Raw genomic sequence first — 26655 nt, forward strand, 5'->3', positions numbered from 1 at the left:
TTAGCGGGTAAGTGGCGACTAATGGAAATCCCGACTTTTCGGGATGACCTGGACGTCGCGCGGGTGGCGCCCGACCGGCTGCCGCCACGACCCACCGGCATCGCCCTGGTTGAGCGTCGACGGGAGCAATCCGTCACCTAGGTGCCGGAGCATGTCCGTCCCGTCTTCCAGCTTGCGGACGACGACATGGATGACCTCGCTGTCCGCATCGCGCTGGACGATGCCGCGGACGACCAGTAGCCGCGCGCCCATGACGACCCGGCGTTGCTTGTCGAACACGTCCGGCCAGACGATGAGATTGGCGACGCCAGTCTCATCCTCCAGCGTGATGAAGCAGACGCCCTTGGCGCTGCCCGGCCGCTGGCGGGTCAGGATGACCCCGGCCAACAGCACGCGCTTGCCGTCGCGGATGGTCTTCAGCCGGTCGGCAGTGATGAAACCCTTGCCCGCATAATGGTCGCGCAGGAAATGCATTGGGTGCGCCTTCAGCGACAAACGGACGGTCTGGTAATCGCTGACGACATGCTCGCTCAAAGGCATTGCCGGCAGTTCGGCGGTTTCCATTTCGTCGCCTTCGTCGCGGGCATCGGCTGCGACGAACAGAGGCAAATCGAGCGCCGGTTTCAGCGCGCGCGCGTCCCATAGGGCGGCCCGTCGATCGAGGCCGATCGAGCGGAAAGCATCGGCCTCGGCCAGCCGTTCGATGGCATGCACCGGCAGCCCGCCGCGGCTACGCAATTCCTCGACCGTCCGGTATGGCCGCGACCGTTTCGCGACCAGTTTATCCGCCGCGTCGCGGTGACAGCCTTCGACCTGGCGCAGGCCGAGCCTAAGCGCCAAGCTTCCAACTTCGTTCGTCCTGAGCGTAGTCGAAGGGCGAGCGATTGTTGGTTCAAGCGTGCAATCCCAGTCGCTGTGATTGACGTCGACGGCGCGCACCTCGACGCCATGCTCGCGCACGTCGCGGACGATCTGCGCCGGTGCGTAGAATCCCATCGGCTGCGAATTGAGCAATGCCGCCGCGAACGCCGCCGGATATTTCCACTTCAACCAGGTCGAAATGTAGGCGAGGTGCGCGAAGCTGATCGCATGGCTTTCGGGGAAACCATATTCGCCGAACCCCTTGATCTGGTCGAAGCAGCGTTGCGCGAATTCGCGGTCGTAACCGCGCCCGACCATCCGTCCGACCATCAATTCTTCCAGCTTGGCGATCGTACCGCGCGAGCGGAAGGTCGCCATCGCCTTGCGCAATTCATTGGCTTCCTCGGGGCTGAACTTGGCGGCATCCAAAGCGATCTTCATCGCCTGCTCCTGGAAGATCGGCACGCCCATCGTTCGGTCGAGGATGCGCTTCAATTCGTCGGGTGGGCCATGTTCGGGAGATGGCGAAGGATAGGTGACCTTCTCCTTGCCGGAACGCCGCTTGAGATAGGGATGGACCATATCGCCCTGGATCGGTCCCGGACGGACGATGGCGACCTGGATGGCGAGGTCGTAGAATTCGCGCGGTTTCAGCCTCGGCAGCATGTTCATCTGCGCCCGGCTTTCGACCTGGAAAACGCCGAGGGAATCGCCCCGGCACAGCATGTCGTAAACCGCCGGTTCTTCGCGCGGGACGGTCGCCAGGTCCCGGCGCTCGCCATGGTGCTGCGCGACCAGGTCGAACGCCTTGCGGATGCAGGTCAGCATGCCGAGGCCGAGCACGTCGATCTTGAGGATCTTCAAATCGTCGATGTCGTCCTTGTCCCATTCGATGAAGGTCCGCTCTTCCATCGCGCCATTGCCGATCGGCACCGTCTCGGTCAGCGGCCGCTCGGTCAGGATGAAGCCGCCGACATGCTGCGACAGATGGCGCGGCATGCCGATCATCTGCTGTGCGAGCTTGATCGTCCGCTTGAGATGCGGGTCGGAAAGGTCGAGCCCGGCATCGTTCGCGCGCTCCTCCTCAAGCTCGCCGCCGGCACCCCAGATCATCGACGCAAGCGCGCCGCACATATCCTCCGACAGCCCCATGGCCTTGCCGACTTCGCGGACCGCCGAGCGCGGGCGGAAATGGATGACGGTGGCGGCGATCCCGGCGCGGTCGCGGCCATATTTCTCGTAGATGTGCTGGATCACTTCCTCGCGCCGCTCATGCTCGAAATCGACGTCGATGTCGGGAGGTTCGCGGCGTTCTTCGGACAGGAAGCGCTCGAACAGCAAATCGTTCACGGCCGGGTCGGCATTGGTGATTTTCAGGCAATAACAGACCGTGCTGTTCGCCGCCGATCCGCGTCCCTGGCAGAGAATGCCGATGCTGCGGGCGAAAGCAACGATGTCGTGAACAGTCAGGAAATAGCGCGCGAAATCGAGCTTCGCGATGATCGCCAGTTCCTTGTCGATTTGTTTACGGACCTTCTTTGGAATGTCGCCGGGCCAATAATCTTCGGCGCCTTTCCAGGTGAGATAGGCCAACTGCTCCTGCGGCGTCCGGCCGTCGGGCACGCTTTCGCGCGGATATTCGTAACGCAGCTCATCGAGCGAGAAATGGAGGGCATCGGCGAACTCGCGCGTCGCGGCAATGGCATGCGGCCAGCGCGCAAAAAGGCGCCCCATCTCCTCCGGTGGTTTCAAATGCCGCTCGGCATTGGCGTGCAGCAGGAAGCCAGCTTCGGTGATGGCCGTTTTCTCGCGGATGCAGGTCAGTATGTCCTGCAGCGGTCGCCGGTCGGGCGCGTCGTAATGCACGTCGTTGGTCGCGAGGATCGTGCCGCCGATCCCGCGCGCCAGCCGGTCCAGCCGCTCGATCCGGGCAAGGTCGTCTCCGCGATAACAATGCGCGGCGGCGACATGGCGGAGTGACGGCAAGGCCGCCTTCAGCCGATGCAGCTCGCTTTCGAAACCGTCGAGATCGTCCGGCGGCCAGGCGATGAAGGCGACGCCTTCCTGGCGCCCGGCGACATCGTTCAGCACCAGATGGCACTCGCCCTTGTCGGACCGCATCTTGCCGAGGCTGAGCAGGCTGGAAAGCCGGCCATAACCTTCGCGATCCAGCGGATAAGCGAGCAGGCTTGGCGCGTCGGCAAGGTCCAGGCGGCAGCCGATCAGCGGCCGCATCTTCGCGCCCTTGGCCGCGCTGTGCATCCGGACGACGCCGGCCAAAGTGTTGCGGTCGGCGATGCCGATGGCGTCGTACCCAAGGTCATAGGCGCACATCGCCAGTTCTTTCGCGTCGGACGCACCGCGCAGGAATGAAAAGGGCGACGTTACGCCGAGCTCGACGAACGGCGCCGGCGGGTTGGGCGGCCCTTCCAGGACCAGCCGGACCCGTGCATGGACATTGTCGGGCATCAGCCGAAAAGCCCGTGAAGGTACCATTCGGGCGCACCGCCGCGCCCGTCGCCGACCAGCCCTTCGCGGAAAATCCAGTAACGGCGGCCGTCCTTGTCCTCGACGCGATAATAATCGCGAAGACGAGCGGTCGACCGTTCCCGCCACCACTCGGGCGCGATCCGCTCCGGGCCTTCCGCCTTGGCGATGTCATGCACCAGCCGCCGCCAGACGAAGCGGCGCGGCAGCCCCTCGGGCGTCGCATAAACGACGGCAATGGCTTCCGGCCGGTCGAGGAGATGTTGCGGACGCGTGCTCCCTCTCCCGCTTGCGGGAGAGAGTTGGGGTGAGGGTCTCTCTTCAACCGCTAACCGCCAGCCATTCGCCCGCTCGGGAAGATGGCTGGCAATGGGTTGCGGCCGCCGCACGCGCTGCGGCCCCAGCTTGACGCTCAGCCGGTCAACCAGCTTCGCCACTTCTGCCTCACCGCTTGGTTCGTCGACTAGGCTCTCCTGCGTGGCGCCGAGCGGCTCGCACCAACTTGCCGTCAAAGCGAAGGCATCGAAGCCGAATTCGGGATCGAGGACGGTCGCCTTGTCGATCAGCAGGCGCATCAGATGCTTCGGATCGCGGGTCGGGATGGCGGTAGCGACGCCGGTGCCGGCGACGCTGCCGTCGACCCGATAGCCCGCGAGATGCAGCCGCCGCGCGCCGAGCTTCCGGTCCTGCAACTGCCGCGCCAGCCCCGGCACGAGGCGGCCTAACGCCTGGCCCGCCGCTTCCGGATGAGTTGCCGGCTCAGACAGCTTTGCAAGCACGCGGGGCGGGAGCTCGATACGCTCACCGGTCAGCGGCTCATCCTTGAGGCCCAACGCCCGATCGAGCGCATTCAGCGGATTATCCGCCTCGCGGAACCGCCGCTGCAGGCTCTTGCGGGGGACCTTCGCAAGCTGGCCGATGGTCTTGAGGCCCAGCCGTTCGAGGATCTGGATCGAACGAGCATCGAGCCGGAGGGCCGCGACGGGGAGGGGCGCCAAGGCCTTCGCCACATCCTTATCGACGACGCGGGGGGAGAATCGCGCCAATGCCCAGGCTGCTCCGGCGGTCGGGGCGATGGCGGTGCAGGCCGTCAGGCCAAGCGCGCCGAAGCGGCTCCGTATGTCTGTGGCCAAACCTTCCTCACCGCCGAACAAATGCGCGACGCCGCTGACGTCGAGCCGCAGCCCATCCTCGCCATCCACTTCGACCAAAGGCGACCAGCGTCCCGCCCACCGCGCCAGCCGCTTCAACAGCGCCGCATCGCCTGCCGGATCGGCCGGCTCGGCGAGCAACTTTGGGTCGAGCGCGCGGGCATCGGTCAGGCGCATGCCGGGATGGGCGCCCCGTTCGGCGGCGGCGGGCGTGACGGCATGGATCAACTGGCCATGCGCGGCCTCGACGACGAGTGCGACCGGAGCCTCAGGCGCGTCGGCGAAACGGCTCCAGCGCTCGATCGCCAGTACCGGCAAGCAAATGGAAGCGATCCGTTTCATGGGCGATGCCCCACGATCCCGGCGCATGCCCGCGCGCCCGGAACAGCTCCGCCTCCCAGGCCGGTGTGCCGGGCGCCTTTAAGTCGAAAGGGTGCGGCAGTGACGGCATGCTGCCCACCCGCCAGCGCATTCGCGCGCCGCTCAAATTGGCTGTGCCGCCCAGCCGCACCAGCCAGCAGGGCACTTGAGTTCGCTCCGCCGCGACCGCCAGCCGCCGCGTCGCGGTAAAGTCGAGGTTGACCGGATCGCCGTAAAGCTCGCCGATGACGGCGCCGATGCCAAAGCATCTCAGGCCCTCCTCCATCGCCCACAAGGCATCGCGCCCGTCGCGTGCTTCGACATGAATGAGTTCGATGCCCGGCAGGCCGGCAGGATGGACGCGGCCGGATTCGCGGATCGCCATCCGATCCTGGATCCAGAGCAAAGGCTTGGCCGCTTCCAGCTGGGGCAGGAGGAAGCCCGCCCAGCCGCCGTCCCGGGGACTGGACGCGAACAGCTCGCTAAGCGTCGGCTGGAGCGGCGCGGGTAGCCGGAAAGGTTCGCCCAACTCCCTCTGGAGCAGACGTTTTTCGGCCGCACGGCTTTCGCCGCCGGCGACCAGGGTAAGACCTGCAGCCACACGACTCGCAACGCTTATGTTCTTCTTTTGTTCTTATTCCCGTGAATCCGGGAACAGAGTCAAGGCTGCGACTCGGGAGCGCCCTTGAGGACCCGCGCCGGCGCCTTGGGTGAGGCTTCCGCCATCGGGTGAAGTTCGGGGGCGTTACCCTCCATTTCCGTGAGGAAGATGCCGATCTCCGCGACCACCCGGCTCAATGCCGGCCGGTAAACGGCGAAGCCCATGTGGTTGGTGTCGATTTCGACCGCCTTGTCGACCTCGGTGGCAAGGCCTCGCGCCGCGCTAGGCGCGACAATGCCATCGCGGCGTCCCCACAAAGCCAAAGTCGGTACGGGCGGTTTGTCATTATTCACCGGAAACGGCGGCCTGTTGACGTCGTGACCGGCGACCCGTTCGTAAATCTCGCGGACGTTGGTGTTGGTCTTGAGGTCGCCGGAGAAGGGCGAGGCGAGGGTGATCACCGCCCGCACCTTGTCCGGGCATTTGTGCGCCAGCTGCCGGGCGAACATTCCGCCGAGGCTCCAGCCGACGACCAGCACCTTGCGCGGATCCTCAAGGTCGGCGAGCCGCCTGCAGAGCAGGTTCAGCGTGTTTTTCTTCGCACCGCTGTTGATGCCGAGCAGCCAGGGATGTGCCCGCCATCCGGCCCGTGCCAGCGCCCGACGCAGGTCCATCGTCGTCCGGTCGGTGCCGAAGAAACCGGGGATGACCAGCACCGGAGGCCCGTCCTCGGGCCCGCGCGGGCCCAGCGGCCCAAGCCCCGAAAGCATGCGCGGCATGTGCCAGGCGACTTCGCGAAAGCGGCTCCAGGCCGACGGCGCAACGTCGTCGGGATTAACCTCACCCTCGGCGGCCGGTGGGCCGGCGGGCGCAGGGGCGCGCAGCCACTTCATGGGCCTGAAAATGGGGTCAATCCGCGAACGAAACAAGAATCGACGGTCGTCAGGGATGCTTTTTCAGGAAGCTGTCGATTTCCCGCACCACCTTGCGAGTGGCCGATTGCGAAACCGCGAAGGCCATATGGCCGCAGGATAGCTCCACAGCTTCGTCGCTTTCGCCAGCCAGTCCCTTGGCAGCCCGGATGGCGACAATTCCGTCTTTAGGCGACCAGATCGCCAATGTGGGGACCGGAGGCTTTTCGAAGATTCGTTCGACCGGCGGCTCATCAACTTTGTGACCGGCGACCCATTCATAGAGCCGCCAGACGTTGTTCCAGTGCGCGTCACCCGAGAATGGCGAGCCGAGGGTAGTGACTGCCCGGACCTTGTCAGGCACAGCCCTTGCGAGCTCACGAGCGAAGATCCCGCCGAGGCTCCAGCCGATGATGAGTACCGGCCTGCCATCCCAGATTTCGTCGAGGCGCTTGCGAAGCCGGTCAATGATGTCCTCGGTCGCGCCCAGGTTCCAGCCCATGCTCCACGGATAAACCCGCCACCCGGCCTCCGCGAGCGCGCGCCGCAGCTCCATGGTTGTCCGGTCATTGGCGACAAAGCCTGGAATAACGAGTGCCGGCTCTCCGTCTTCCGGACCGCGCGCGTCGAGATGTCCAAAGCCATGAGCTGTCCGCGACAGGAGGTAGCCCGCTTCGGACAATCGCCGCCAACCCGGCGGCGGACGCGTCTCATCCCTCAGAGATATTCTCCCCCCATCAGATCTTGCAGCGCCTTGGGCAGCCGCACCCTTCCGTCCTCGACTTGGTGGTTTTCCAGTAGCGGAACCAGGATGCGTGGGCTGGCCAGCGCCGTATTGTTGAGCGTGTGCGCGAAGCGCACTTTCCCATCGCTGCCGCGATACCGGATGTTCGCCCGCCGCGCCTGCCAGTCGTGCAGGGTCGAGCAGCTGTGCGTCTCACGATATTTGCCCAGGCTCGGCACCCAGCTTTCGATATCGTTCATGCGATATTTGCCGAGGCCCATGTCGCCGGTCGACGTCTCGATCACTTGGTAAGGGATTTCGAGGTCGGTCAGCAGACTTTCGGCGAGCGCCAGCAGCTTGGCATGGAATTCGGCGGACTGCGCATCGTCAGCCTCACAGATGACATACTGCTCCACCTTCACGAACTGGTGGACGCGCAACAGGCCGCGCACGTCCTTGCCGGCGCTGCCCGCCTCGCGACGGAAGCAGGGTGAATAGCCGGCATAAAGGATGGGCAGCCGGTCGGCCTCGATGATCTCGCCCGAATGGAGCGACGTCAGCGCGACCTCGGCCGTCCCCGCCAGCCAGACGTCGTCATTGGGCAGCTCGTAGGTCTCTTCCTTGTGGCCGGGAAACTGGCCCTGATTGAGGAAAGCCTGCTCCCGGGCGATGGCGGGTACCGTGATCGGCGTGAAGTCGGCGGCGGCGATTTTCTCCAACGCCCAGGCCATCAGCTTCATTTCCAAGAGCGCCAGCCTGCCCTTGAGGCAGTAGGTCCGCGATCCGGAAACCTGGGTGATGCGGCTCAAATCCGCCCAGTCGTTCTTCTCGATCAGCGCGACATGGTCGAGCGGCTCAAAGCTGAACTTGGGAACTGTCCCTTCCTGCCGGACGACGGTGTTGAAGCTTTCGTCCGGGCCAACCGGCGCGCCCTCATAAGGAATGCCGGGAAGCTTCAGCATCAGGCCTTTGAGCGCCGCTTCCTTGTCATTCAGCCCATTCTCAAGCTCGCTCGCACGAGCGCCGGCTTCCTTCGCCTTGCGGCCAAGCTCGGCCTTCTCCTCGGCTGCTGCCTTCGGAAACTGAGCGCTGATGGCGTTGCGTTCGGCTCGAAGATTGTCGATCTCGGTCTTCAGCGACCGCGTCTCGCCGTCGAGCGCCAGCAATGCATCGAGGTTGAGGTCGACCCCTTTGTCCCGGATCGCTTTCTCGACCGTCTCGCGGTTCGCCTTGATAAAATCCATCGCCAGCATGGCCGGGTCGATGCGCGAATTGCGCCCCGACCGCAAGTTTCCTAAGCGCCCGCCATGCCGTCCGGTCTAATCGCCCTCCTCGACGATGTCGCCACCATCGCCAAACTGGCGGCCTCCTCGATCGACGATGTCGCCGGCGCGGCCGGCAAGGCCAGCGCCAAGGCAGCGGGCGTCGTCATTGACGACACCGCCGTCACGCCGCGCTATGTGATCGGGCTGGCGCCGGAGCGGGAACTGCCGATCATCGGCAAGATTGCCCTCGGCTCGCTCAAGAACAAGTTGCTGTTCCTGCTCCCGGGCGCACTGCTGCTGACCGCTTTCGCGCCCTGGGCGATCGTTCCGATCCTGATGCTCGGCGGTTCCTATCTGGCCTTCGAGGCCGCGGAGAAAATCGCCGAGGCTTTGCTCCATGAGCATCACCACAAGAAACAGCTGCTCGATTCGATCGACGACCCGAAGGAGCTTGAGCAGCTGCAGGTGAAAGGGGCGATCCGCACCGACCTCATCCTCTCGGCGGAAATCATGGCGATCGCACTCTCCAGCCTCGAGCATTTGACGCTGGGCCGGACCGCCATCGCGCTGACGGTAGTCGCCTTCGCCATCACCTTCGGCGTCTATGGCGCCGTCGCCGTCATCGTAAAGCTCGACGACATCGGCCTGGAGTTATCGAAGCGGAAGCGGGGCCGCCGTCTCGGCAATCTGCTGGTGCGGATCGTCCCGGGTCTTCTCAGCTTCATTTCTACGCTGGGCACTGCGGCAATGCTGTGGGTCGGCGGCGGCATTCTGGTGCACGGCCTCGAGGAACTGCACATCCTGACCGTCGTCCCGGAGACGATTCATCACCTGTCGCTGAAGGCCGACGTCGCGGCCGGCTCGCTCGGCCCGGTCGCCGAATGGCTGGTGAATGCCCTTGGCGGCGCGGTCGTCGGCCTCGTCATCGGCGGGATCATCGCGATGATCGTCCGCAAACTGACCAAGCACCCAGAAGACTTCGTCGTCGACGCCTAGTCGAAGTGAAGCCGCCGGTAGCTGCCGCGGAAATAGAGCAACGGGTCGAGCGCGGAATCGAAGGTCGCCTTGATGACCCTGCCGAGCAGGATGTGATGGTCGCCGCCCTCATGGACGGCGTGTGCCTCGCACTCGAATACGCCCAGCGACTGATTCAGGACCGGGGCGCCTAGCTCGCCCGGCGACCAGTCGTTCGGGCCGAAGCGGTCTTCGTGACGTGTTGCAAAGCGGATCGAGGCCGGCTGCTGGCCCGTCTGTAAAACGTTGATGGCGAAATGCCGGGCGGCGAGGAAGGCCGGCGCCGTGGTCGCGTTTTTCGCAATGCAAACCAGCAGCAACGGCGGATCCAGGCTGACGCTCGTCAGGCTGTTGACGGTCAGCCCTGCCGGCTGCCCGCCGCTGTCCACGCAGGTGACGACCGTTACCCCGGTGGCGAAGCAGCCGAGCGCGTCGCGCAAAGTGCGCGGGTCGCAGCCGGTGCGATATTCGGAAGAGGCGTCGGCCATTGCCCAAGGGCTATACCAGCCCCTTCACCACATGCCAGCGCGCCTCATGGCGAAGATGAACAAGATTTCATGTGTCCGACACAGCGAGGCAATTGGGCACCGCGTATTTCCCGTTTTCAGCCGGACCAATGCCGGCATCAGGAGATATGACCAATGACCAAGCGTCTCATTGCCTCGTTCGCGGCCCTCGCCGTGCTTGCCGGGCCGGCCATGGCGTCGAGCACGGCCAAGCCTGCCGACACCACCAAGGTCCACAAGCAGTCGAAGAAGGAAAAGAAGAACGCCAACGCGACTGCCCAGAATGACAAGGTGAAGGTCGAAAAGACCGCCAAGCCCAAGAAGTAATTTCCTCCCTTTTCACGTGCCCCCTCGCCGCCCGGTGTTCCCCATTCCCTAACGCCGGGCGGCACCCGGCCATTGCCGCGCCGGCAGGCGGCATATTATGCAGGCGCCGGAGTGCCATGGGCCGCAAGATCCTCATCATCGAAGACGACGCGGAAACCGCGGACTATCTCGCCCGGGGCCTGATGCAGGAAGGCCATATGGTCGAGCAGGCCGCGAACGGCCAGGACGGCCTCTACCGCGCCACCGACGGCAGCTTCGACCTTGTCATTCTCGACCGCATGGTGCCGATCATCGATGGCCTGTCCGTCCTCCGCGCGCTGCGCGCCGCCAAGATCGAGACGCCGGTGCTGATCCTTTCCGCGCTTGCCTCGGTCGGTGACCGGATCGAGGGCCTCGAATGCGGCTCGGACGATTACCTCGTGAAGCCCTTTTCCTTCGCCGAGCTGTTGGCTCGCGCGAATGCGCTTTTGCGGCGGAGCGAGGCGCGCGTCGCCACCGATCCCAAGCTGACCGTCGGCGACCTCGTCATCGATCCGCTGTCCCGTACCGTGAAGCGCGGTGGCAAAAAGCTCGACCTCAAGCCGCGCGAATATCTCCTGCTCGAATATTTCGCCCGCAACGAGGGCCGGGTCGTCACCCGCACCATGCTTCTCGAACAGGTCTGGGATTATCATTTCGACCCGGCGACCAACGTCATCGACGTCCATGTCAGCCGCCTGCGGCGCAAGCTCGAGGAGGGTTTCGACCGGCCAATGCTCCACACGGTGCGCGGCGCCGGCTACATGCTGGCGGCCTGAGGCGGTTCCATGTCGACCAAGCTCCGCATCGCCCTGCTGGCCGGCCTCCTCGCCTTCGCCTCCAACCTGCTGATCATCGGCTTCATCCATTTCCAGACTCGCGACGAGATCGTCTCGGAGCTTCGCCACCAGGTCGCCGAGCAGTCGGCGGCGTTGAACCAGGTTTACAGGAAGGGCGGTGTCGCAGCGCTAAAACGCGAAATCTCGGAAGCGACGGACGCCGACGACCCTCAAACGGCGCTCGCCATCATCGATCGGTCGGGAACGCCCGTCTATGGCAATGTCGATTCCCTGCTGGCGCCGGACGTCGCGTGGTTCGCGAAATCGAGAAGCGCGGTCCTTCGCCTGAAGGGCGAAGATTCGGTGCTGGAAGCGTCCGTGAACTTCCGGCCGATCGCCGGCGGCCAATGGCTGCTGACCGGCCGCACCGTCTCCGCCGGTATCAGCCTGCGTGAAACGCTGGAGCGGTCGCTTGCTGTCGCGCTCGCCGTTTCGGTGCTGCTCGGACTGCTCTGCGGCCTGATCATCGGGCAATATGTCGATCGCCGGATCCACGACATCGTGCTCGTCGCCGACCGGGTCAGCGGCGGCGACATGTCCGAACGCGTTCCTTTATCGGGGGCGGACGACAGCTTCGCCAGGCTCTCGCGCCAGATCAACCAGATGCTCGACCGCATTTCGACCCTGATGGGCGAATTGCGAATGCTCACCGACAGCCTCGCCCACGACCTCCGCTCACCTGTCGGCCGGCTCCGCGCCGCCGCCGATGCAGCGTTGACCGCCGAGACTCCCGAAGAGCGCGACCAGATGCTCGGCGCCATCATCCGCCAGTCGGATTCGCTGATGCGGATCCTGACGACGGCGCTGGAGATCGCCCGGTCCGAGGCTTTCACCAGCAAGAACCAGTTCAGCTGGTTCGACCCGGCCCAGCTCGCCGGCGAACTGGTCGAAATGTACGAGCCGGTTGCCGAGGAAGCGGGCGCGGCCATGCGTCTCGACCGCTCGCCGGTCGTCATCCCGGTCTTCGGCCATCGCCAGTTGCTCGCCCAGGCGCTCAGCAACCTCATCGAGAACGCCATCAAATATGCGGCATCGGGCGGCGAAATCGCCGTCCTCGTCCATGATGAGCACTCAACACTGAAGCTGGGCGTCAGCGACCGCGGCCCCGGCATTCCCGCCGAGCGCCGCGACGAAGCCCGCCGCCGATTCGGCCGGCTCGACCCCAGCCGCGGCGACGAGGGCGCGGGCCTCGGCTTGTCGCTGGTGCAGGCCATCGCCCATTTGCATCAGGGTGACCTGGCCCTGTTCGACAATGCACCGGGCCTGGTGGCGCTGGTCCAGATCCCCGTTCGCGCCGACCGGCGATCCTAGGCCGCCGGCTGTTCCCAGAGCTCGATGGCATTGCCTTCGGGATCGTGCAGCCGCGCCGTGCGACGTCAGAGCGCCAGCAGCCGCTCCGCCGTCATTTCCCGCACCTCGGCAATCGTCGCATCCAGCGACTCCGACACCAGGTAGCGCGGCTGGAAGGCATCATGTTTGTACGGCGTATGCACCGCCCGCTCGACCGAGAAGGGCAGCCGCTCCACCTCCCCGCTCTCCAGACTGAAATGCGCCTCGCCGAAGCTGGAGGCGAGCCCTGCACCGAGGATCTTGAGCTCGCCGCGCTCCGTCGCCAGCCCGAACTCGACGCTGTGCCAGTAAATGCGCGCGACCTTCTCGCCTTGCCCGGCGGCAATCGCCGTCAGCCCGAGCCGGCCCATATGCTCTGCCATCTCCGCAAAATCGTGATGCGCCAGCATCGGGATATGGCCGAACATGTCGTGGAAGCAGTCCGGCGCCTCAAGGTAATCGAGCTGTGCCCGCGTGCGGATGAAATTGCCGACCGGAAAGACCCGTTCCGACAGCATGGCGAAGAAGGCCTCGTCCGGCACCAGCCCGGGCACCGCCACCACCCGCCAGCCGGTCCGCGGCGTCAGGATCGCGTTCAGCCCTTCGACGTCCGGTACCCCCGGATGCGACAGGCGCAGCAAATCGATCCCGTCGAGGAACGGCGAAACCACCCGCGATCCCAGCAGCTCCACCTGCCGCGCGAACAGCAGGTCCCAGACCGCATGGTCCTCGGGCGTAAAGCTCTCCCAGCACTGCGGGACGACAAAGTCCTGCCACCGGCGGGCCTCGTCATCCCTGGTAATCACATCCTGAAGCATTTCGTCGTCCTTCAATCGGGCAATAAAAAACCCGCCGAGCGGAGGCCGGGCGGGTCGAGGTCGGTCGTCAGAACTGAACGCGCGTCAGCTGCTCCCAACCTCGTCGGGATAATAATAAGGAGCGCTGGTCGTGCGGCGGTTCATTGCCTGCCCTCTATGTCAGGTGTGGAATGAACGTTCAATGGACGTCTTGGTTCAGAAGCCGAGCAGCACCGAGCCCAGCCAGACGAGGCCTCCACACAGGCCCATGCCGATCAGCGCAATCCAGAAGGGAGAGAGGTCGCGGGTCATGATGCTGCTTTCTCCGGAGTGCTGACGACGGCGACCAGCCGCGATTCCTGCCAGACCTCGCACGGCATGGCGAGCAGCTCGCGGACGCGGGCGACCGCTTCCTCGTCGCTGGCGGCGATAATCACTTCGGGCGCGGTCAGGATGCGTCCTGAACCGTCACGTCGGTATAGCCGGTATTCGGTCATACCCGCTCCTTAACTTGGGTTAAGCAGGCACTCCCATCTCCCAAGCGCCGAATTCGTTAAGAATTCCTTACCAAAAGGGGCCCAGGCGCCCGCTGGCCGAGTCTTCGCGGCAAACCGTCCAGTTTCGGTCCAGCCGTTCAGGTAAAACCCGATGGTGGAAATCCTTGATGGTTGTCGCCATTGCCGTCAGGCGGCATTCATCCCAGTCCTGCTCTTGCCAACCAAAAGGAATCCCATGCGCCGGCAAGCATTGATCGTCACGGCTTTCGCCATTGGCCTCGCGGCCCAGCCCGCATTGGCTAAGAGCGGCGTTTATCTCAGCCTGATGGGCGAGCCTTTCCGGACGAGCGCCAGCGGCGAAGACCCGTTCGACCAGTGGTTCAAGCTCGCCGACGACAATGGCGACGGCAGCATTTCGCGCCTCGAGTTCCGCCACGACGCGGAGGCCTTCTTCAAGATGCTCGACGCCAACGACGACAAGGTGATCGACGGCCAGGAAATGGCCGCCTACGAGCAATTGGCGCCCTCGCGGACCAGGGTTGCTGGCGGCGGAGGACCGGAAATATCGAGCGCCCGGCCCACGGCCAAGGCCTCATCGAAGGTGGAGAAGGGGCAGGTCGCGCTGGTCACCACCGGCGACGCGCCGTCCGCCACCCGCATCCATCCCGGCGACACCACCGTCAATTTCTCCGAAGTGCCGCAGCCGGTGGCCATGGCCGACCTCAATATCGACGGCCGCGTGACTCTGGACGAATTCCTGAAAACCGCCGGCAAGCGCTTTACCAACTACGACGTCAACCAGGACCAGAAGCTGACGCGAGAGGAACTGCGCTAAGCTGAAGCCACCGAGCGCAGCGCCGCCGACGCGGAACGCGTCGCCGGAGCAGCGCGGAGAGATGGCGATAGCCGGCCGGCCTGCCGCGCAGCGGACAGGACCGACGCCACGAATTTACTTCGTGAGGGCCAATGTCCGCTTTCGACCCTTTACGGACATTAAGTTCGGCAATCCCAGTGTTTGATGAGATTGCTTTCCTGCCACAGCTCCGCTGGCGGTTGCTTGACCAGCTCATTGGCGATCTGGATCGCGGCCTGATCTCCGTCGGCCTCGTAGCTATGCCAGCCCAAGACCACGGCCTTCTCCGTCGCAAATAAATAGAGGTCGTAGACTTTCACTGCCCCAGCGCCCAACCCTGCTCTGGCTATGTAATAAACATAACCTATGTCATAACCAATCGGCCCGGCAGACCGGAGAGCCAATGCCCGACAGCCTCATTGCCCGAGATATGTTTCTATCCGAAGCCTCGGGTCGCTTTGCACTCGGCCACGTATTTCGCACCTCGCAAGAGGTTGAAGGTGCGAGCGGAGCGATCGCGGACGATATCGGAAGGTGGAGGTGCGACATCATCGAAGGCGACCAGCTTACCTGGTCCAAAAAGGTCTACGAGCTGTTTGGGCTCCCTGCTGGAAAGCCCGTTGTACGGGAGCAGGCCGTTCGCTGTTACAAAGAGCATTCTAAGAGCGTTCTCGACCGATTGCGGAACGACGCTATCAGGCACAAGTGCGCATTCATCCTGGACGCTGCAATCGAGGTGACAGGAAAGGGCACTAAGTGGATTAGGGTGCTCGCCGTCCCCATCCTGCAGGGTGATCGCGTGATTGGGCTGCACGGCTTGAAACGCGCACTCTAGAGTCCGTTTTCCACCCAAATCGGACCTACCCCGCCAGCCGGTTGATCGCTTCTGCCAGCTTGATGTCGCGGGTGGTGACGCTGCCCGTCTCGTGCGTCACCAGCCGGAAATCGACGCGGTTCCAGACGCTGGTGAACTCCGGATGATGGTCGACCTTCTCGGCATAGTCGGCGACGCGGGTCAGGAAGGCGAAGGCCTCCGCGAAATCCTTGAAGGTGAAGCTGCGGGTCAGCGCCTTGCACGTACCCTCTTCGGTCCAGCCGTCCGGCACTTCCATCATCTGCTCCCCTAAATTCCGCCGCCCCAGCGATACTGCAATGCAATGCCGTAAAGGTCGAAATTGTTTCCGGTCCGCGTCGACACGCCGGTACTGGCATTGGCCTTCAACGAGAAGCGGCGGTTGATCGGCGCGGCGAAGATCAGGCCCGCCCGCCAATTCTGTTGCAAATTGTCGTCTTCGACCCCGTCGATGCTGGTCCGGCCGCCCGCGAACCAGCTGAGGTTCCCGGCCAGCCACATGCCCGGCTTCAAATTGTAGATGATATGGCCCTGGGCCGAATAGATCGGCTTCTGCGTTCGTTTGTGGCCGCCGAAGAAATCATTGTTGGCGGTATAAAGAGTCACGCCCAGCGCCGTCTCCACCGTCCATCGCCCCCAGGTCTTGGATGCACCAAGCTCTGGCTTGATCGACCAGCGGTTGCCGCCAAGGTTGATCAGCCGCTCATGGTCATATTGCCCCATGGGGATCGACACCTGGACGCTGGCGCCGAGCAGAAGGTCCTGCCGGTAGCCGCGAAACTCGGCCGCATTCATCGCCGGCGCGCCGTGGAACAGGATCGTCAGTCGCGCCAGCGGATCGCTAAGGCCCCGGATGTCGCGCTCGACCGGCTCACCGAAATAGGTCGCCTCACCCTTCAAATGGGCGATGGGGACGATCAGGTCGAACTTGCCGGATTCGCCGAACAGGTTCACCGACCGGGCATAGGCCGCCAGCACCGCATCTACATGCAGGTCGATATCGGACAGCGGCAATGCCGGGTCGACCGGGATCGCGCCCTTGGACTCACTGAAGGCGACAATCGCGAAATTGGTGCCGACCGGCGCGGGCGAGTAGGCGCGCGGCTCGATGCTCTGCGCGTCGGCGGGGGTTCCCTCCAATGAACCGGCCAATACAATGGCGAACGCAAGGCAGGCGGGCACGAAACGCATAGGCGATTCCCCTGTCGCGCGGCTTGTCGCAAGGGACTATAGCGCCACCGCACGCGCGCTTGAAATGCGCTTGGCCCGCACGCACTTGGGCCACCGAAAAGGAGTTGAAACCATGGCTTCCACCGCCGCCCCCTCCATCGAGCTCGGCCCTCTCGGCCTTGAGAATCCGATGGGCACCGACGGCTTCGAGTTCGTCGAATATACCGCGCCGGACATCGAGCTCTTGCGCTCGCTCTTCACCAAGATGGGCTTTCCAGAGGTCGCCCGTCACAAGAGCAAGGACGTCACGCTCCACAAGCAGGGCGACTGCAACTTCATCATCAATGCCGAGCCGGGCAGCTATGCCCAGGATTATGCCAACGCCCATGGCCCGTCGGCCTGCGCCATGGCATTCCGGGTCAAGGACGCCAAAGCCGCGCATGCTCGGGCGGTGAAGCTCGGCGCCACCAATGTCGATGTGAAGCGCGGCGATGGCGAGCTCGACATTCCGGCGATCGAAGGCATCGGCGGCTCACGCCTGTTCTTCGTCGACCAATATGGCGAGGGAAAGGGCATCGACGGGTCGATCTACGAGGTCGACTTCAACTTCCATCCCGACTGGCAGGAGCGGATGGAGTCGGCGGACTCGAAGCTGACCTACATCGACCACCTCACCCACAATGTGAATCGCGGCAACATGAAGACCTGGGCCGACTTCTATGAGCGGCTCTTCAACTTCCGCGAGATCCGCTACTTCGACATCGAGGGCAAGCAGACCGGCCTTTTCTCCAAGGCCATGACCTCGCCCTGCGGCAAGATCCGCATTCCCTTGAATGAGAGCCAGGACGACAAGAGCCAGATCGAGGAATTCCTGCGCGAGTACAAAGGCGAAGGCATCCAGCACATCGCGCTCGGCACGTCGGACATTTACGAGGCCGTCGACATCATCCGCGAGCGCGGCATTCCCTTCCAGGACACGCCCGACACCTATTACGAAATGCTCCCCGAGCGCATCCAGGGCCACGACGAGAACATCCCCGAACTCGAGAAGCGCCGCATCCTGATGGACGGCGCCCCGACCGAAGGACAGGGCCTGCTGCTGCAAATCTTCACCCAGAACGTCATCGGCCCAATCTTCTTCGAGATCATCCAGCGCAAGGGCAACGAAGGCTTCGGCGAGGGCAATTTCAAGGCGCTGTTTGAATCGATCGAATTGGATCAGATGCGCAGGGGTGTGATTTGATCGAACTCGCATGTTCCCCGGCGAAGGCCGGGGCCCAGGCCGCTGTGAAGCAGCGGTACCCGCTGCCCTGGACCCCGGCCTTCGCCGGGGAGCGCTGAAAAATGACCGAAGCCTACATTTGCGATGCCGTCCGTACGCCGATCGGGCGTTACGGGGGTAGCCTGTCGAGCATCCGCGCCGACGACCTCGCCGCGATCCCGATCAAGGCGCTGATCGACCGCAATCCTGGCGTGGATTGGGCCGCGCTCGACGATGTCATCCTCGGCTGTGCCAACCAGGCGGGTGAGGACAATCGCAACCTGGCGCGCATGGCCGGATTGCTCGCCGGCCTGCCGGATAGTTCGGGCGGTGTGACCCTCAATCGCCTGTGCGGTTCCGGCCTCGACGCCGTCGCGATGGCGGCCCGCGCGATCCGCGGCGGCGATGCCGATTTGATCATCGCCGGCGGCTCAGAAAGCATGAGCCGCGCGCCTTTCGTCATGCCCAAGGCGACCTCGGCCTTCGACCGCAATGCCGAGATTTACGACACGACCATCGGCTGGCGTTTCGTCAACCCGAAGATGCGCGACCAATATGGCGACGACACCATGCCTTCGACGGCGGAAAACGTCGCCCAGGACTTCCAGATCAGCCGCGAGGACCAGGACGCCTTTGCGCTCCGCAGCCAGGAAAAGACCGCCGCGGCGCAGGCCAGCGGCCGCCTCGCAGCGGAGATCGTCGCCGTCGAAATCCCGCAGCGGAAAGGCGACGCAATCGTCGTCGACAAGGACGAGCATCCGCGCCTGACGAGCCTCGACAAGCTCGCGGCGTTGAAGCCCATCGTCCGTAAGGGCGGCAGCGTCACCGCCGGCAATGCCTCGGGCGTCAATGACGGTGCCGCCGCCATCATCATCGCTTCGGAAGAGGCGGCGAAGCGCCACGGCCTGACGCCGCGCGCCCGCATCCTCGGCGCCGCCGTCGCCGGCGTCCCGCCGCGCATCATGGGCATCGGCCCGGCGCCCGCGACCGAGAAACTGTCCAAGCGCCTCGGCATTGCGGTTGCGGATTACGACGTCATTGAACTCAACGAAGCCTTCGCGGCGCAGGGTCTCGCCGTCCTCCGCCAGCTCGGCATTGCCGATGACGATGCTCGCGTGAATCCGAACGGCGGCGCGATCGCGCTCGGCCATCCGCTCGGCATGTCCGGTGCGCGCCTCGCGCTGACGGCGACGGAGGAATTGCAGCGGGGCGGCGGCCGCTACGGCCTCGCCACCATGTGCATCGGCGTCGGCCAGGGAATCGCGCTGGCGCTGGAGCGCGTGTGACCACCGGCTCCATCTGGGCCGTGCTGCGGTCGGTCATGGATCCGGAAATCCCGGTCGTCTCGGTCGTCGACCTCGGCATCGTCCGCGACGTCACTCCCGGTGAGGTGACGATCACACCGACGTACTCCGGTTGCCCGGCGACCGACGTCATCGAGCGCACCATCCGCGAGGAACTGGACGCGGCCGGCTATCGCGATGTTGCCATCAAGACCGTCCTCTCACCGCCGTGGACCACCGACTGGATCAGCGAAAAGGGCAAGGAGGAGCTGGTTGCCTACGGCATTTCGCCGCCCGATTTGGCGAAACTGGCGACCTGCCCCCGCTGTGGCTCGACCGATACGGAGGAAGTCAGCCGGTTCGGTTCAACCCCGTGCAAGGCGCAGTGGCGCTGCAAGTCCTGCCTGGAGCCGTTCGACCGCTTCAAATGTCACTGACCGCCGCACTGCCCCCGATGCAGCAGCTTGTGATCCGCCAGCACTAGAGCGACCATCGCCTCGACCACCGGCGCGCCGCGGGTGGCTACACAGGGGTCGTGCCGGCCCTTGATGCCGAAGCTTGAGGTCGGCTTGAACGCGACGCGCAGGACAATCGGATTGCCGGTCGAAATGCCGCCGTCGATACCGCTGACGCGCATGCCCTCGACATTCTCGCTGCCTTTGCGCCGCCCCGCCGCAAAACCCTCGCCAATCTCGACGCCTTTGACCGCATTGATGCCCATGCACGCTGCTGCCAGCTCCGCATCCAGCTTGGCATAGACCGGCGCGCCCCATCCCGCCGGCACGCCGCTGGCGACGCATTCAACAATCCCGCCCAGCGAATCTCCCGCCGATTTTGCCGCCTCGATCATCGCGCTCCAGCGGCTTGAATCCGCCTCGCCACCCATCTCGACGAGCCCGGCCTCGATCGTGACCTCGGGGATGACGAGTCTCGCCACCGCGCCAGCCGCGACCCGCGCCGCAGTCTCCCGCGCCGAAGCCCTGCCGCCACCCCTAGGATCGCGAATTCCATATTTGTTTTCATAGGCTTGGTCGGCATGGCCAAGCCGCGGCGGCAGCCCCTCGTAGTCCGCCGGCCGGGCGTCGACATTCTCGATCATCAGGCTGATCGGCGTCCCCGTCGTCCGGCCCTCGAACACGCCCGATAGGATTTGCACCCGGTCCGGCTCCCGCCGCGCCGACACCTGCGCCGAAGTGCCGGGACGCCGTTTTGCAATCCACTGCTCTATCCATTTCTCATTGAGCTGCAGTCCCGGCGGGCAGCCGTCGACCACTGCGCCGATCGCCGGCCCATGGCTCTCGCCCCAGGTCGTCATGGTCAGCAAATGACCGAAGCGGTTGATGCTCATTCGATGTTGGCCCCCAGCGCCCGCATGGTCTCGGCGAATCCCGGAAAGCTGGTGCTGATCATCTCTGCGCTGTCAACTGTGACCGGCTCGTCGCTGGCGAGGCCCAGCACCAGGAACGCCATTGCGATGCGGTGGTCGCCCTGCGCCGCGATCCGCGCGCCACCTCGTACCCTGCCGCGTCCGACGATGTGCAGGCTATCACCCCCGGCGACCACGGTGACCCCGCAGGCCGTCAGCCCGGCAATCACGGCGTCAAGCCGGTTGCTCTCCTTGTGTCGCAATTCGGCAAGCCCATGGATGGCGCTCTCGCCGTCGGCAAAGGCGGCAGCCACTGCGAGCAATGGGATCTCGTCGATCATCGCGGGAATACGCTCGGGCGGAATTTCGATCGGCTGTAGCGGCGCGTGGCCGATGCGAAGCGTGGCGACGACCTCGCCAGATTGAAGGCGCTTGTCAGACAATTCGACGTCGGCGCCCATCTCGTCGAGCGATTCGAACAGGCCGGTGCGCAGCGGATTGACCAGCAGGTCGCGGACCTCGACCGACGATCCCGGCACGATCGCCGCCGCAGTGAGCGCGAACGCCGCGGATGAGGGGTCCGCCCCAATGGCGATTTCGCAACCGGTCAGCTCGCGCATATCTCCCAACGCTACGAAATCGTCGCCCTGCACGACATCGCAGCCAAACTCGCGAAGCATGATTTCGGTATGATCGCGGCTCAGGGAAGGCTCCCGCACTGTAACTGCGCCGTGAGCCTTCAACCCCGCGAGGAGGAGGGCGGACTTTACCTGGGCGGAGCTTGGCTCGTTGACCCAGTCAATGCCGCCGAGTCTGCGGCCCCGCAGCGTGATTGGAAGCCTGTCGCCGCCACCCAGCTCGGCGCCCATCCTCGCCAAGGGCTGCATCACGCGCGCCATCGGCCGCCGCGACAAGCTGTCGTCGCCGGTAAATGTCGCAGTAAGGTCGAATCCCGCTGCTGCCCCCATGAGGATCCGCGCGGTCGTGCCGCTGTTCCCGCAGTCGATTGGACCGGGCGGGCTGCGCCACTTGGCACCCGTGACGCGCCACTGGCTGTCAACCTCTTCTACCCGCGCGCCAAATGCCTCCACGGCCCGGCGTGTAGCCATGACGTCTTCTGACACCAGCAACCCGGAAATCCGCGTTTCACCGTCCGCCAGAGCCCCTAGAATCAACGCGCGATGCGAACAGCTTTTGTCGCCCGGAATCTCGGCAATGCCGCTGATCGGCCCGGATCGCATCGACCGAAGATCCATCCGCTTAGCGTTCCCGCCGGAAAAGCATGGCAAGACCCGCCAGCGACAGCGCCGCCAGTCCGAACCAGGTCAAAGCGTAGACGAGGTGCATATTGCGGAACGTCACGACGGTCATGCCGCCGATGGGATAGCCGCCGGGATTGGGCGTTGCGTCCGCGTCGATGAAATATGGCGCGACATTGCTCAAGCCTCGCGCTTTGGCGATCGCGGCGACGTCGCGCGAATACCAACGGTTCTCCGCTGGTCGATTGGGACGGAGGATTCGGCCCTTGGGCTCGGTCATCCTCAGCAGGCCAGTTACCGTAACAGGCTCGGTCACCTGACCTTCGGCTTGGGCTGCCGACGGGGTTCGTTCCGCAGGTACGAAGCCCCGGTTGATCAGGATTGTGCCGTCCGCGGTCTGCAACGGCGTAACTACCCAGAAACCCGCGCCGCGCTCAGTCAGCGCATCGACCAGGGTTTCACGGTTGTTGAGCAAGAGACCCGATGCACGAACATGGCGATATTCGTCATCCTTCGCGTTGACCCTTGCCCACGCAGTCCGGGCAGGCAGGGGTTGGACGGGCGCAGCCACGCGCGCATTGACGCGCGCTATCAGGTCCAGCTTCCAGTCGCGCCGCTCGACCTGCCAAACTCCAAGCGCGGAAAAGAGAAGGAAACCAAACAGGCAAAGCAGGATGAGGAAGCGCCGCTTGCCTCGCGATGCGGTCACAAACTGTTGGCGGCCTGCGCGGGCACGCTCGGCATCATGTTCGAATTGAGGTGGTACATGATCCACAATGAGCCGGCGATCGTGATGATGAGCAGGATGGCCGTGAACATATAGGCCATCAGCGTCCAGCCACCCTCGGCCTCGCTGTTGACGTGCAGGAAGCAAACGGTGTGCACCAGGATCTGCAACGCAGCGAAGACGATGACGAACGCCGCCGTGACGCCAGCGTTGGCGATCGGGTGCGCCATCACCAGCCAGAACGGCACTGCGGTCAGGATGACTGAGAGGATGAAACCTATCGTATAGCTGCGATAGGAGCCATGACCGTGCGTATCGCCATGGGCGTGAAGTTCGGCGTCCAGATTGGCTTCGCTGTGGATGCTCATCTCAGGACCCCAAGCAAATAGACGAAGGTGAAGACGCCGATCCAGACGACGTCGAGGAAGTGCCAGAACATGCCGAGGCACATCAGCCTGCGCTTGTTGGCGACGATCAGGCCGCGCTGGCCAATCTGGGCCAGCATGACGAAGATCCAGACGATCCCGGCAGTGACGTGCAGCCCGTGCAGCCCGACGAGCGTGAAGAAGCCCGACAGGAAACCGCTACGTTGCGGTGTCGCGCCTTCGGCGATCAGACTGCCGAACTCGTAAAGCTCGACGGCAACGAACGAGGCGCCGAGAAGCGCTGTCACGAGCAGCCAGGCCTGAGTCGAGCGGACTTTGCCCGGCTCCATCGCCAGCATGGCAAATCCGAAGGTGATTGAAGAGACGAGCAGGATCGCCGTATTGAGCGCGACCAGCGGCAATTCGAAAATCTCGCGCGGCGTTGGGCCGCCCGCATAAGCGCTGCTGAGCACGCCGAAGCTCGCGAACACTGCCGCGAACAGCAGCGCGTCGCTCATTAGGTAAATCCAGAAGCCGAGCAGCGTGCCCCCGCCGGCGCCATGCTCGTGACTGTGCGCCTCGACCAAGTGGAAGGTCGGATCGGGAAGGGTCTGTTCGGTGACCGTCGCCATCGCCTCAGGCCCCCGCCACCGCTGGACGAACGCGCGCATTCTCGACTTGCTCAACCTCATCGGCCGGCACGTAATAGTCGCGGTTGTAGTTGAACGTGTGGATGATGATCGCCGCGATGAGTGACACAAATGACAGCGCTGCAAGCCACCAGATGTACCAGATCATTGCGAAGCCCATGACCATGGCGATGGCCGAGATTATGACTCCGGCGCCGGTGTTGTGCGGCATGTGGATCGGACGGAAGCCGCCGCTCGGTTTTTGGTAGCCGCGGTCCTTCATGTCGTACCAGGCGTCGAGGTCGCTGACGACCGGCGTGAATGCAAAATTGTAGAACGGCGGCGGAGAGCTGGTCGACCATTCCAGCGTGCGCCCGTCCCACGGATCGCCGGTCGTGTCGCGCAGCTTCTCGCGATTCTTGATGCTGACCGCGACCTGGATGACGAAACCGATGATGCCGACGCCGATGATCAGGGCGCCGATTGCGGCGACGACGAACCAGGGCTGCAGCGTCGGATCGTTGAAGTGGCTTACGCGGCGCGTCGTTCCCATCAGGCCGACGATGTATATTGGTGTCCAGGCGACCCAGTAGCCGATGACCCAGCCCCAGAACGCGACCTTGCCCCAGAATTCGTCGAGCTTGAACCCGAATGCCTTGGGGAACCAGTACGTCATCCCCGCGAACATCGCGAAGACGACGCCGCCGATGATGACGTTATGGAAGTGCGCTACCAGGAACAGGGAGTTGTGAAGCACGAAGTCGGCAGGCGGCACGGCGAGCAGCACGCCGGTCATGCCTCCGACGGTGAACGTCAGCATGAAGGCGACCACCCACATCATCGGCAGTTCGAAACGGATCGAGCCGCGATACATCGTGAACAGCCAGTTGAAGATCTTCGCTCCCGTCGGGATCGAGATCACCATCGTCGCGATTCCGAAGAAGCTGTTGACGCTGGCGCCCGAGCCCATGGTGAAGAAGTGGTGCAGCCAGACGATGTAGCTGAGGATGGTGATGACCACCGTCGCATAGACCATCGACGAATAGCCGAAGAGCCTCTTGCCCGTGAAGGTCGAGGTGATCTCGGAATAGATTCCGAACGCCGGCAGGACCAGGACGTAGACTTCCGGATGACCCCAGATCCACACCAGGTTCCAATACATCATCGGGTTTCCGCCGAGATCGTTGGTGAAGAAGTTGGTGCCGACGTAACGATCGAGCATCAGCAGCGCGAAGGCACCCGTCAGCGCGGGGAAGATGGCGATCGCGAGGACGTTGCTGCACAAAGCCGTCCAGGTGAAGACCGGCATCTTCATCATCGTCATGCCCGGCGCACGCATCTTGATGATGGTCGTGACCATGTTGATCGCCGACAATGTCGTTCCCACGCCTGCTATCTGCAGCGCCCAAAGATAATAATCGGGCCCCGTCCCTGGACTGTTCTGCAGGTTCGCAACCGGCACGTAATTGAGCCAGCCGGCCGTCGAGAATTCGCCGATGAAGAGCGAGATCATCACCAGCACGGCGCCAGCGACCGTCAGCCACAGACTGAGGCTATTAAGGAACGGGAACGCGACGTCGCGCGCGCCGATCTGCAGCGGCATGACCAAATTGACGAGGCCGACCACCAGCGGGATCGCCACGAAAAAGATCATGATCGTTCCGTGGGCGGTGAACACCTGATCGTAATGGTGCGGCGGGAGATATCCCTGGTTGGCGCCGAAAGCGATCGCCTGCTGGGCGCGCATCATGACGGCGTCGGCGAACCCGCGCACCAGCATTATGATGCCCAGGATCAGGTACATGATACCGATCTTCTTGTGGTCGACCGAGGTCAGCCACTCACGCCAAAGATAGCCCCACAACTTGAACTTCGTGACGGCGGCCAGAACCGCGATCCCGCCCAGCGCGACCACAATGAACGTGCCAAGCAGGATCGGTTCGTGGAGCGGAATGGATTCCCAACTCAATCGTCCGAAAATGATTTTGGAAAGCGACTGGTCCATTAGTGCGTCGGCCCCTTGTCCGCCTCGTTCCCCGGAGCGACGAACCGATTCCGGTTGGGCTGTGCGCCCTTCTCGCCCGGTGACTTCATGAGCGCGCCTTCGGGTTTATTGGTCGGCATCGACTCGCGGCCTGCGGGCATGGCGCCGGCTCCCATCGGTTCGTGTGCCATGACTTCGGTCGCGCAGGGTTTGCCGGGCTCGACGCAGCGCTCGAGGATGCGCCGGTATAGGTCCTGGTCGACACCGGCGAACCGCATCGCCGGCACTTTCTCGCTCGGCTTCAGCAGCTGCAGGTAAGTTGGCAGGTCGAGCGTCCGACCGCTGCCCTTTGAAGATGCGACCCACTGATCGAATTTGCCCGAGTCGACGCCATGCAAGGCGAAGCGCATGTCGCTAAAGCCGCGGCCGCTGTAGTTGGCGGAGAAGCCCTCGTCGTCGACGGGCCTGTTCAGCACCGCATGCAGCTGGCTCTGCATTCCCGGCATCGCGTAGATCATGCCTGCTAATGTCGGCGCGTAGAAGGTGTTCATCATGTTGGTGGAGGTGATGTCGAACCGCACCTCCCGGTTGACCGGCAGCACCAGCTCATTGACCGTGGCTATCCCTTGGTCGGGATAAATGAACAGCCACTTCCAATCCATCGACACAACCTGGACGTGCAGGGCTTCCTGGCGAGGTTCGGCGGCCAGCGCTGGATCGGTCGTGACCCGGTCGAGTGGCCGGAACGGATCCAGCAAATGCGTACTCGACCAGGTGAGGGCACCCAGCATGATGATGATCAGGAGCGGCGCCGACCAGATGACCAGCTCCAACGAGGTCGAATGGTCGAATTCGGGATCGTAGGTGCCGCCTTGGCCCTTGCGGTAGCGCCAGGCGAAAATGACGATCAGCAACATCACCGGAACGATGATCAGCAGCATCAGGCCGGTCGAGATGTAGATGATGTCGCGTTGTTGCCTGGCGACGTCGCCCGCCGGATTGAGCACTCCTCGCTGGCAAGCCGATAACAGACCGACAGCAGCGACCAGAATCAGCGTGCCAAAACGCCGCGTCCGGGGGTGGAGTCGCTGAGTCATTGCGCCGCCCTATACAAAGCAAACGCGGTTTCGACACTGGGACTTTTCTCGATTTCGCCAAACAGATGTTTTGCGGAAGAAAAGCGCGCCGCTCTTGCATTGATGGCCGGAGCGAGTGAAT

Annotated in this window: 28 protein-coding genes; 9 read left to right on the forward strand and 19 right to left on the reverse strand. The window is 63.9% G+C overall.

All coding sequences use genetic code 11. From position 1 onward, the window contains the following. Positions 1-18 precede the first annotated feature (18 nt). From LZ536_RS08580 to serS, 6 genes are read right to left on the reverse strand one after another with little or no spacing between them, the layout of a single operon-like run. Complete coding sequence (locus LZ536_RS08580; protein WP_249848106.1) at positions 19-3330, reverse strand: error-prone DNA polymerase; 3312 nt, start codon at positions 3328-3330, stop codon at positions 19-21. Continuing rightward, positions 3330-4841, reverse strand: a complete 1512-nt coding sequence (locus LZ536_RS08585; RefSeq protein WP_249848108.1) for a DNA polymerase Y family protein — start codon at positions 4839-4841, stop codon at positions 3330-3332. The genes LZ536_RS08580 and LZ536_RS08585 overlap by 1 nt, the downstream gene beginning before the upstream one ends. Beyond that, positions 4768-5460 (reverse strand): ImuA family protein, encoded by a 693-nt coding sequence (locus tag LZ536_RS08590; protein ID WP_249848110.1) that lies wholly within the window; start codon positions 5458-5460, stop codon positions 4768-4770. Before LZ536_RS08590 ends, LZ536_RS08585 begins: the two co-directional genes overlap by 74 nt. A 59-nt stretch (positions 5461-5519) precedes the next feature. Then, entirely contained in the window at positions 5520-6353 is an 834-nt protein-coding gene (locus LZ536_RS08595) for an alpha/beta fold hydrolase (RefSeq protein ID WP_249848111.1), read from the reverse strand. A 49-nt stretch (positions 6354-6402) separates the two neighbouring features. Beyond that, positions 6403-7053 carry an alpha/beta fold hydrolase gene (locus LZ536_RS08600; protein ID WP_249848113.1) on the reverse strand — a complete coding sequence of 217 codons (651 nt, stop codon included), beginning with the start codon at positions 7051-7053 and terminating at the stop codon, positions 6403-6405. Positions 7054-7088: 35 nt separating this feature from the next. Continuing rightward, complete coding sequence (gene serS, locus LZ536_RS08605) at positions 7089-8384, reverse strand: serine--tRNA ligase (protein ID WP_249848115.1); 1296 nt, start codon at positions 8382-8384, stop codon at positions 7089-7091. 18 nt (positions 8385-8402) lie between these two features. Between serS and LZ536_RS08610 the strand changes: the two genes are divergently transcribed. Then, entirely contained in the window at positions 8403-9356 is a 954-nt protein-coding gene (locus tag LZ536_RS08610; RefSeq protein ID WP_249848117.1) for a DUF808 domain-containing protein, read from the forward strand. On the opposite strand, the gene LZ536_RS08615 is transcribed toward LZ536_RS08610, so the two are convergent. Beyond that, positions 9353-9862, reverse strand: a complete 510-nt coding sequence (locus LZ536_RS08615) for a flavin reductase family protein (protein WP_249848119.1) — start codon at positions 9860-9862, stop codon at positions 9353-9355. The genes LZ536_RS08610 and LZ536_RS08615 overlap by 4 nt on opposite strands. A gap of 153 nt (positions 9863-10015) precedes the next feature. On the opposite strand from LZ536_RS08615, the gene LZ536_RS08620 reads away from it, so the two are divergent. From LZ536_RS08620 to LZ536_RS08630, 3 genes are all read left to right on the forward strand, one after another. Further along, complete coding sequence (locus tag LZ536_RS08620) at positions 10016-10207, forward strand: hypothetical protein (RefSeq protein WP_249848121.1); 192 nt, start codon at positions 10016-10018, stop codon at positions 10205-10207. Positions 10208-10323: 116 nt separating this feature from the next. Beyond that, positions 10324-11004, forward strand: coding sequence for a winged helix-turn-helix domain-containing protein (locus LZ536_RS08625; protein WP_249848123.1), 681 nt, complete (start codon positions 10324-10326; stop codon positions 11002-11004). A 9-nt stretch (positions 11005-11013) separates the two neighbouring features. Further along, positions 11014-12375, forward strand: a complete 1362-nt coding sequence (locus tag LZ536_RS08630; protein ID WP_249848125.1) for a HAMP domain-containing sensor histidine kinase — start codon at positions 11014-11016, stop codon at positions 12373-12375. 65 nt (positions 12376-12440) lie between these two features. Here LZ536_RS08630 and LZ536_RS08635 read toward each other — a convergent pair whose 3' ends face one another. Beyond that, on the reverse strand, positions 12441-13211 hold the full coding sequence (locus LZ536_RS08635) for a phenylalanine 4-monooxygenase (RefSeq protein WP_249848126.1): 771 nt from the start codon (positions 13209-13211) through the stop codon (positions 12441-12443). A gap of 287 nt (positions 13212-13498) precedes the next feature. Continuing rightward, a complete protein-coding gene (locus LZ536_RS08640; RefSeq protein WP_249848128.1) occupies positions 13499-13687 on the reverse strand; it encodes a hypothetical protein in 189 nt (62 codons plus the stop codon). Between the two features lie 235 nt (positions 13688-13922). Here LZ536_RS08640 and LZ536_RS08645 point away from each other — a divergent pair, with 235 nt between their 5' ends. Next, the gene (locus LZ536_RS08645) at positions 13923-14522 is read left to right on the forward strand and encodes a hypothetical protein (protein ID WP_249848130.1); all 600 of its coding nucleotides are present in this window, start codon (positions 13923-13925) and stop codon (positions 14520-14522) included. 158 nt (positions 14523-14680) lie between these two features. On the opposite strand, the gene LZ536_RS08650 is transcribed toward LZ536_RS08645, so the two are convergent. Beyond that, positions 14681-14860 (reverse strand): hypothetical protein, encoded by a 180-nt coding sequence (locus tag LZ536_RS08650; protein WP_249848132.1) that lies wholly within the window; start codon positions 14858-14860, stop codon positions 14681-14683. Between the two features lie 83 nt (positions 14861-14943). Between LZ536_RS08650 and LZ536_RS08655 the strand changes: the two genes are divergently transcribed. Continuing rightward, positions 14944-15375, forward strand: a complete 432-nt coding sequence (locus LZ536_RS08655; protein WP_249848134.1) for a hypothetical protein — start codon at positions 14944-14946, stop codon at positions 15373-15375. 25 nt (positions 15376-15400) lie between these two features. Here LZ536_RS08655 and LZ536_RS08660 read toward each other — a convergent pair whose 3' ends face one another. Then, positions 15401-15655 carry a 4a-hydroxytetrahydrobiopterin dehydratase gene (locus tag LZ536_RS08660; RefSeq protein ID WP_249848136.1) on the reverse strand — a complete coding sequence of 85 codons (255 nt, stop codon included), beginning with the start codon at positions 15653-15655 and terminating at the stop codon, positions 15401-15403. An 8-nt stretch (positions 15656-15663) separates the two neighbouring features. Beyond that, on the reverse strand, positions 15664-16584 hold the full coding sequence (locus tag LZ536_RS08665) for a transporter (RefSeq protein WP_249848137.1): 921 nt from the start codon (positions 16582-16584) through the stop codon (positions 15664-15666). A 112-nt stretch (positions 16585-16696) separates the two neighbouring features. Between LZ536_RS08665 and hppD the strand changes: the two genes are divergently transcribed. The 3 genes from hppD to paaD all read left to right on the forward strand — a co-directional run bounded on the left by hppD (position 16697) and on the right by paaD (position 19544). Continuing rightward, positions 16697-17806: a 4-hydroxyphenylpyruvate dioxygenase gene (gene hppD, locus LZ536_RS08670; RefSeq protein ID WP_249848139.1), complete on the forward strand. Its 1110-nt coding sequence runs from the start codon at positions 16697-16699 to the stop codon at positions 17804-17806. A 101-nt stretch (positions 17807-17907) separates the two neighbouring features. Continuing rightward, on the forward strand, positions 17908-19110 hold the full coding sequence (pcaF, locus tag LZ536_RS08675) for a 3-oxoadipyl-CoA thiolase (RefSeq protein ID WP_249848141.1): 1203 nt from the start codon (positions 17908-17910) through the stop codon (positions 19108-19110). After that, positions 19107-19544 carry a 1,2-phenylacetyl-CoA epoxidase subunit PaaD gene (paaD, locus tag LZ536_RS08680; RefSeq protein ID WP_249848142.1) on the forward strand — a complete coding sequence of 146 codons (438 nt, stop codon included), beginning with the start codon at positions 19107-19109 and terminating at the stop codon, positions 19542-19544. The genes pcaF and paaD overlap by 4 nt, the downstream gene beginning before the upstream one ends. On the opposite strand, the gene LZ536_RS08685 is transcribed toward paaD, so the two are convergent. From LZ536_RS08685 to cyoA, 7 genes are read right to left on the reverse strand one after another with little or no spacing between them, the layout of a single operon-like run. Next, on the reverse strand, positions 19538-20455 hold the full coding sequence (locus tag LZ536_RS08685) for a chorismate synthase (protein ID WP_249848144.1): 918 nt from the start codon (positions 20453-20455) through the stop codon (positions 19538-19540). The genes paaD and LZ536_RS08685 overlap by 7 nt on opposite strands. Continuing rightward, the gene (gene aroA, locus LZ536_RS08690; RefSeq protein ID WP_249848145.1) at positions 20452-21729 is read right to left on the reverse strand and encodes a 3-phosphoshikimate 1-carboxyvinyltransferase; all 1278 of its coding nucleotides are present in this window, start codon (positions 21727-21729) and stop codon (positions 20452-20454) included. The genes LZ536_RS08685 and aroA overlap by 4 nt, the downstream gene beginning before the upstream one ends. 4 nt (positions 21730-21733) lie before the next feature. Next, a complete protein-coding gene (locus LZ536_RS08695; protein ID WP_249848147.1) occupies positions 21734-22441 on the reverse strand; it encodes an SURF1 family protein in 708 nt (235 codons plus the stop codon). Beyond that, positions 22438-22827, reverse strand: coding sequence for a cytochrome o ubiquinol oxidase subunit IV (gene cyoD / locus LZ536_RS08700; protein WP_249848148.1), 390 nt, complete (start codon positions 22825-22827; stop codon positions 22438-22440). Before cyoD ends, LZ536_RS08695 begins: the two co-directional genes overlap by 4 nt. Continuing rightward, on the reverse strand, positions 22824-23456 hold the full coding sequence (cyoC, locus tag LZ536_RS08705) for a cytochrome o ubiquinol oxidase subunit III (protein WP_249848596.1): 633 nt from the start codon (positions 23454-23456) through the stop codon (positions 22824-22826). The genes cyoD and cyoC overlap by 4 nt, the downstream gene beginning before the upstream one ends. 4 nt (positions 23457-23460) lie before the next feature. Further along, on the reverse strand, positions 23461-25458 hold the full coding sequence (gene cyoB, locus LZ536_RS08710; RefSeq protein WP_249848150.1) for a cytochrome o ubiquinol oxidase subunit I: 1998 nt from the start codon (positions 25456-25458) through the stop codon (positions 23461-23463). Next, positions 25458-26534, reverse strand: coding sequence for a ubiquinol oxidase subunit II (cyoA, locus tag LZ536_RS08715; protein WP_249848151.1), 1077 nt, complete (start codon positions 26532-26534; stop codon positions 25458-25460). Before cyoA ends, cyoB begins: the two co-directional genes overlap by 1 nt. Positions 26535-26655: the final 121 nt, after the last annotated feature.

The organism is Sphingomonas alba, from assembly GCF_023516555.1.
Classification (GTDB): Bacteria; Pseudomonadota; Alphaproteobacteria; order Sphingomonadales; family Sphingomonadaceae; genus Sphingomicrobium; species Sphingomicrobium album.

Coding starts and splice junctions, on each gene's coding strand:
- LZ536_RS08580 (WP_249848106.1), bottom strand. CDS start 3,330: ATGCCCGACAATGTCCATGCACGGGTCCGGCTGGTCCTGGAAGGGCCG.
- LZ536_RS08585 (WP_249848108.1), bottom strand. CDS start 4,841: ATGAAACGGATCGCTTCCATTTGCTTGCCGGTACTGGCGATCGAGCGC.
- LZ536_RS08595 (WP_249848111.1), bottom strand. CDS start 6,353: ATGAAGTGGCTGCGCGCCCCTGCGCCCGCCGGCCCACCGGCCGCCGAG.
- LZ536_RS08610 (WP_249848117.1), top strand. CDS start 8,403: ATGCCGTCCGGTCTAATCGCCCTCCTCGACGATGTCGCCACCATCGCC.
- LZ536_RS08615 (WP_249848119.1), bottom strand. CDS start 9,862: ATGGCCGACGCCTCTTCCGAATATCGCACCGGCTGCGACCCGCGCACT.
- LZ536_RS08620 (WP_249848121.1), top strand. CDS start 10,016: ATGACCAAGCGTCTCATTGCCTCGTTCGCGGCCCTCGCCGTGCTTGCC.
- LZ536_RS08625 (WP_249848123.1), top strand. CDS start 10,324: ATGGGCCGCAAGATCCTCATCATCGAAGACGACGCGGAAACCGCGGAC.
- LZ536_RS08630 (WP_249848125.1), top strand. CDS start 11,014: ATGTCGACCAAGCTCCGCATCGCCCTGCTGGCCGGCCTCCTCGCCTTC.
- LZ536_RS08635 (WP_249848126.1), bottom strand. CDS start 13,211: ATGCTTCAGGATGTGATTACCAGGGATGACGAGGCCCGCCGGTGGCAG.
- LZ536_RS08640 (WP_249848128.1), bottom strand. CDS start 13,687: ATGACCGAATACCGGCTATACCGACGTGACGGTTCAGGACGCATCCTG.
- LZ536_RS08645 (WP_249848130.1), top strand. CDS start 13,923: ATGCGCCGGCAAGCATTGATCGTCACGGCTTTCGCCATTGGCCTCGCG.
- LZ536_RS08655 (WP_249848134.1), top strand. CDS start 14,944: ATGCCCGACAGCCTCATTGCCCGAGATATGTTTCTATCCGAAGCCTCG.
- LZ536_RS08660 (WP_249848136.1), bottom strand. CDS start 15,655: ATGATGGAAGTGCCGGACGGCTGGACCGAAGAGGGTACGTGCAAGGCG.
- LZ536_RS08665 (WP_249848137.1), bottom strand. CDS start 16,584: ATGCGTTTCGTGCCCGCCTGCCTTGCGTTCGCCATTGTATTGGCCGGT.
- hppD (WP_249848139.1), top strand. CDS start 16,697: ATGGCTTCCACCGCCGCCCCCTCCATCGAGCTCGGCCCTCTCGGCCTT.
- pcaF (WP_249848141.1), top strand. CDS start 17,908: ATGACCGAAGCCTACATTTGCGATGCCGTCCGTACGCCGATCGGGCGT.
- LZ536_RS08685 (WP_249848144.1), bottom strand. CDS start 20,455: ATGAGCATCAACCGCTTCGGTCATTTGCTGACCATGACGACCTGGGGC.
- aroA (WP_249848145.1), bottom strand. CDS start 21,729: ATGGATCTTCGGTCGATGCGATCCGGGCCGATCAGCGGCATTGCCGAG.
- cyoD (WP_249848148.1), bottom strand. CDS start 22,827: ATGAGCATCCACAGCGAAGCCAATCTGGACGCCGAACTTCACGCCCAT.
- cyoC (WP_249848596.1), bottom strand. CDS start 23,456: ATGGCGACGGTCACCGAACAGACCCTTCCCGATCCGACCTTCCACTTG.
- cyoB (WP_249848150.1), bottom strand. CDS start 25,458: ATGGACCAGTCGCTTTCCAAAATCATTTTCGGACGATTGAGTTGGGAA.
- cyoA (WP_249848151.1), bottom strand. CDS start 26,534: ATGACTCAGCGACTCCACCCCCGGACGCGGCGTTTTGGCACGCTGATT.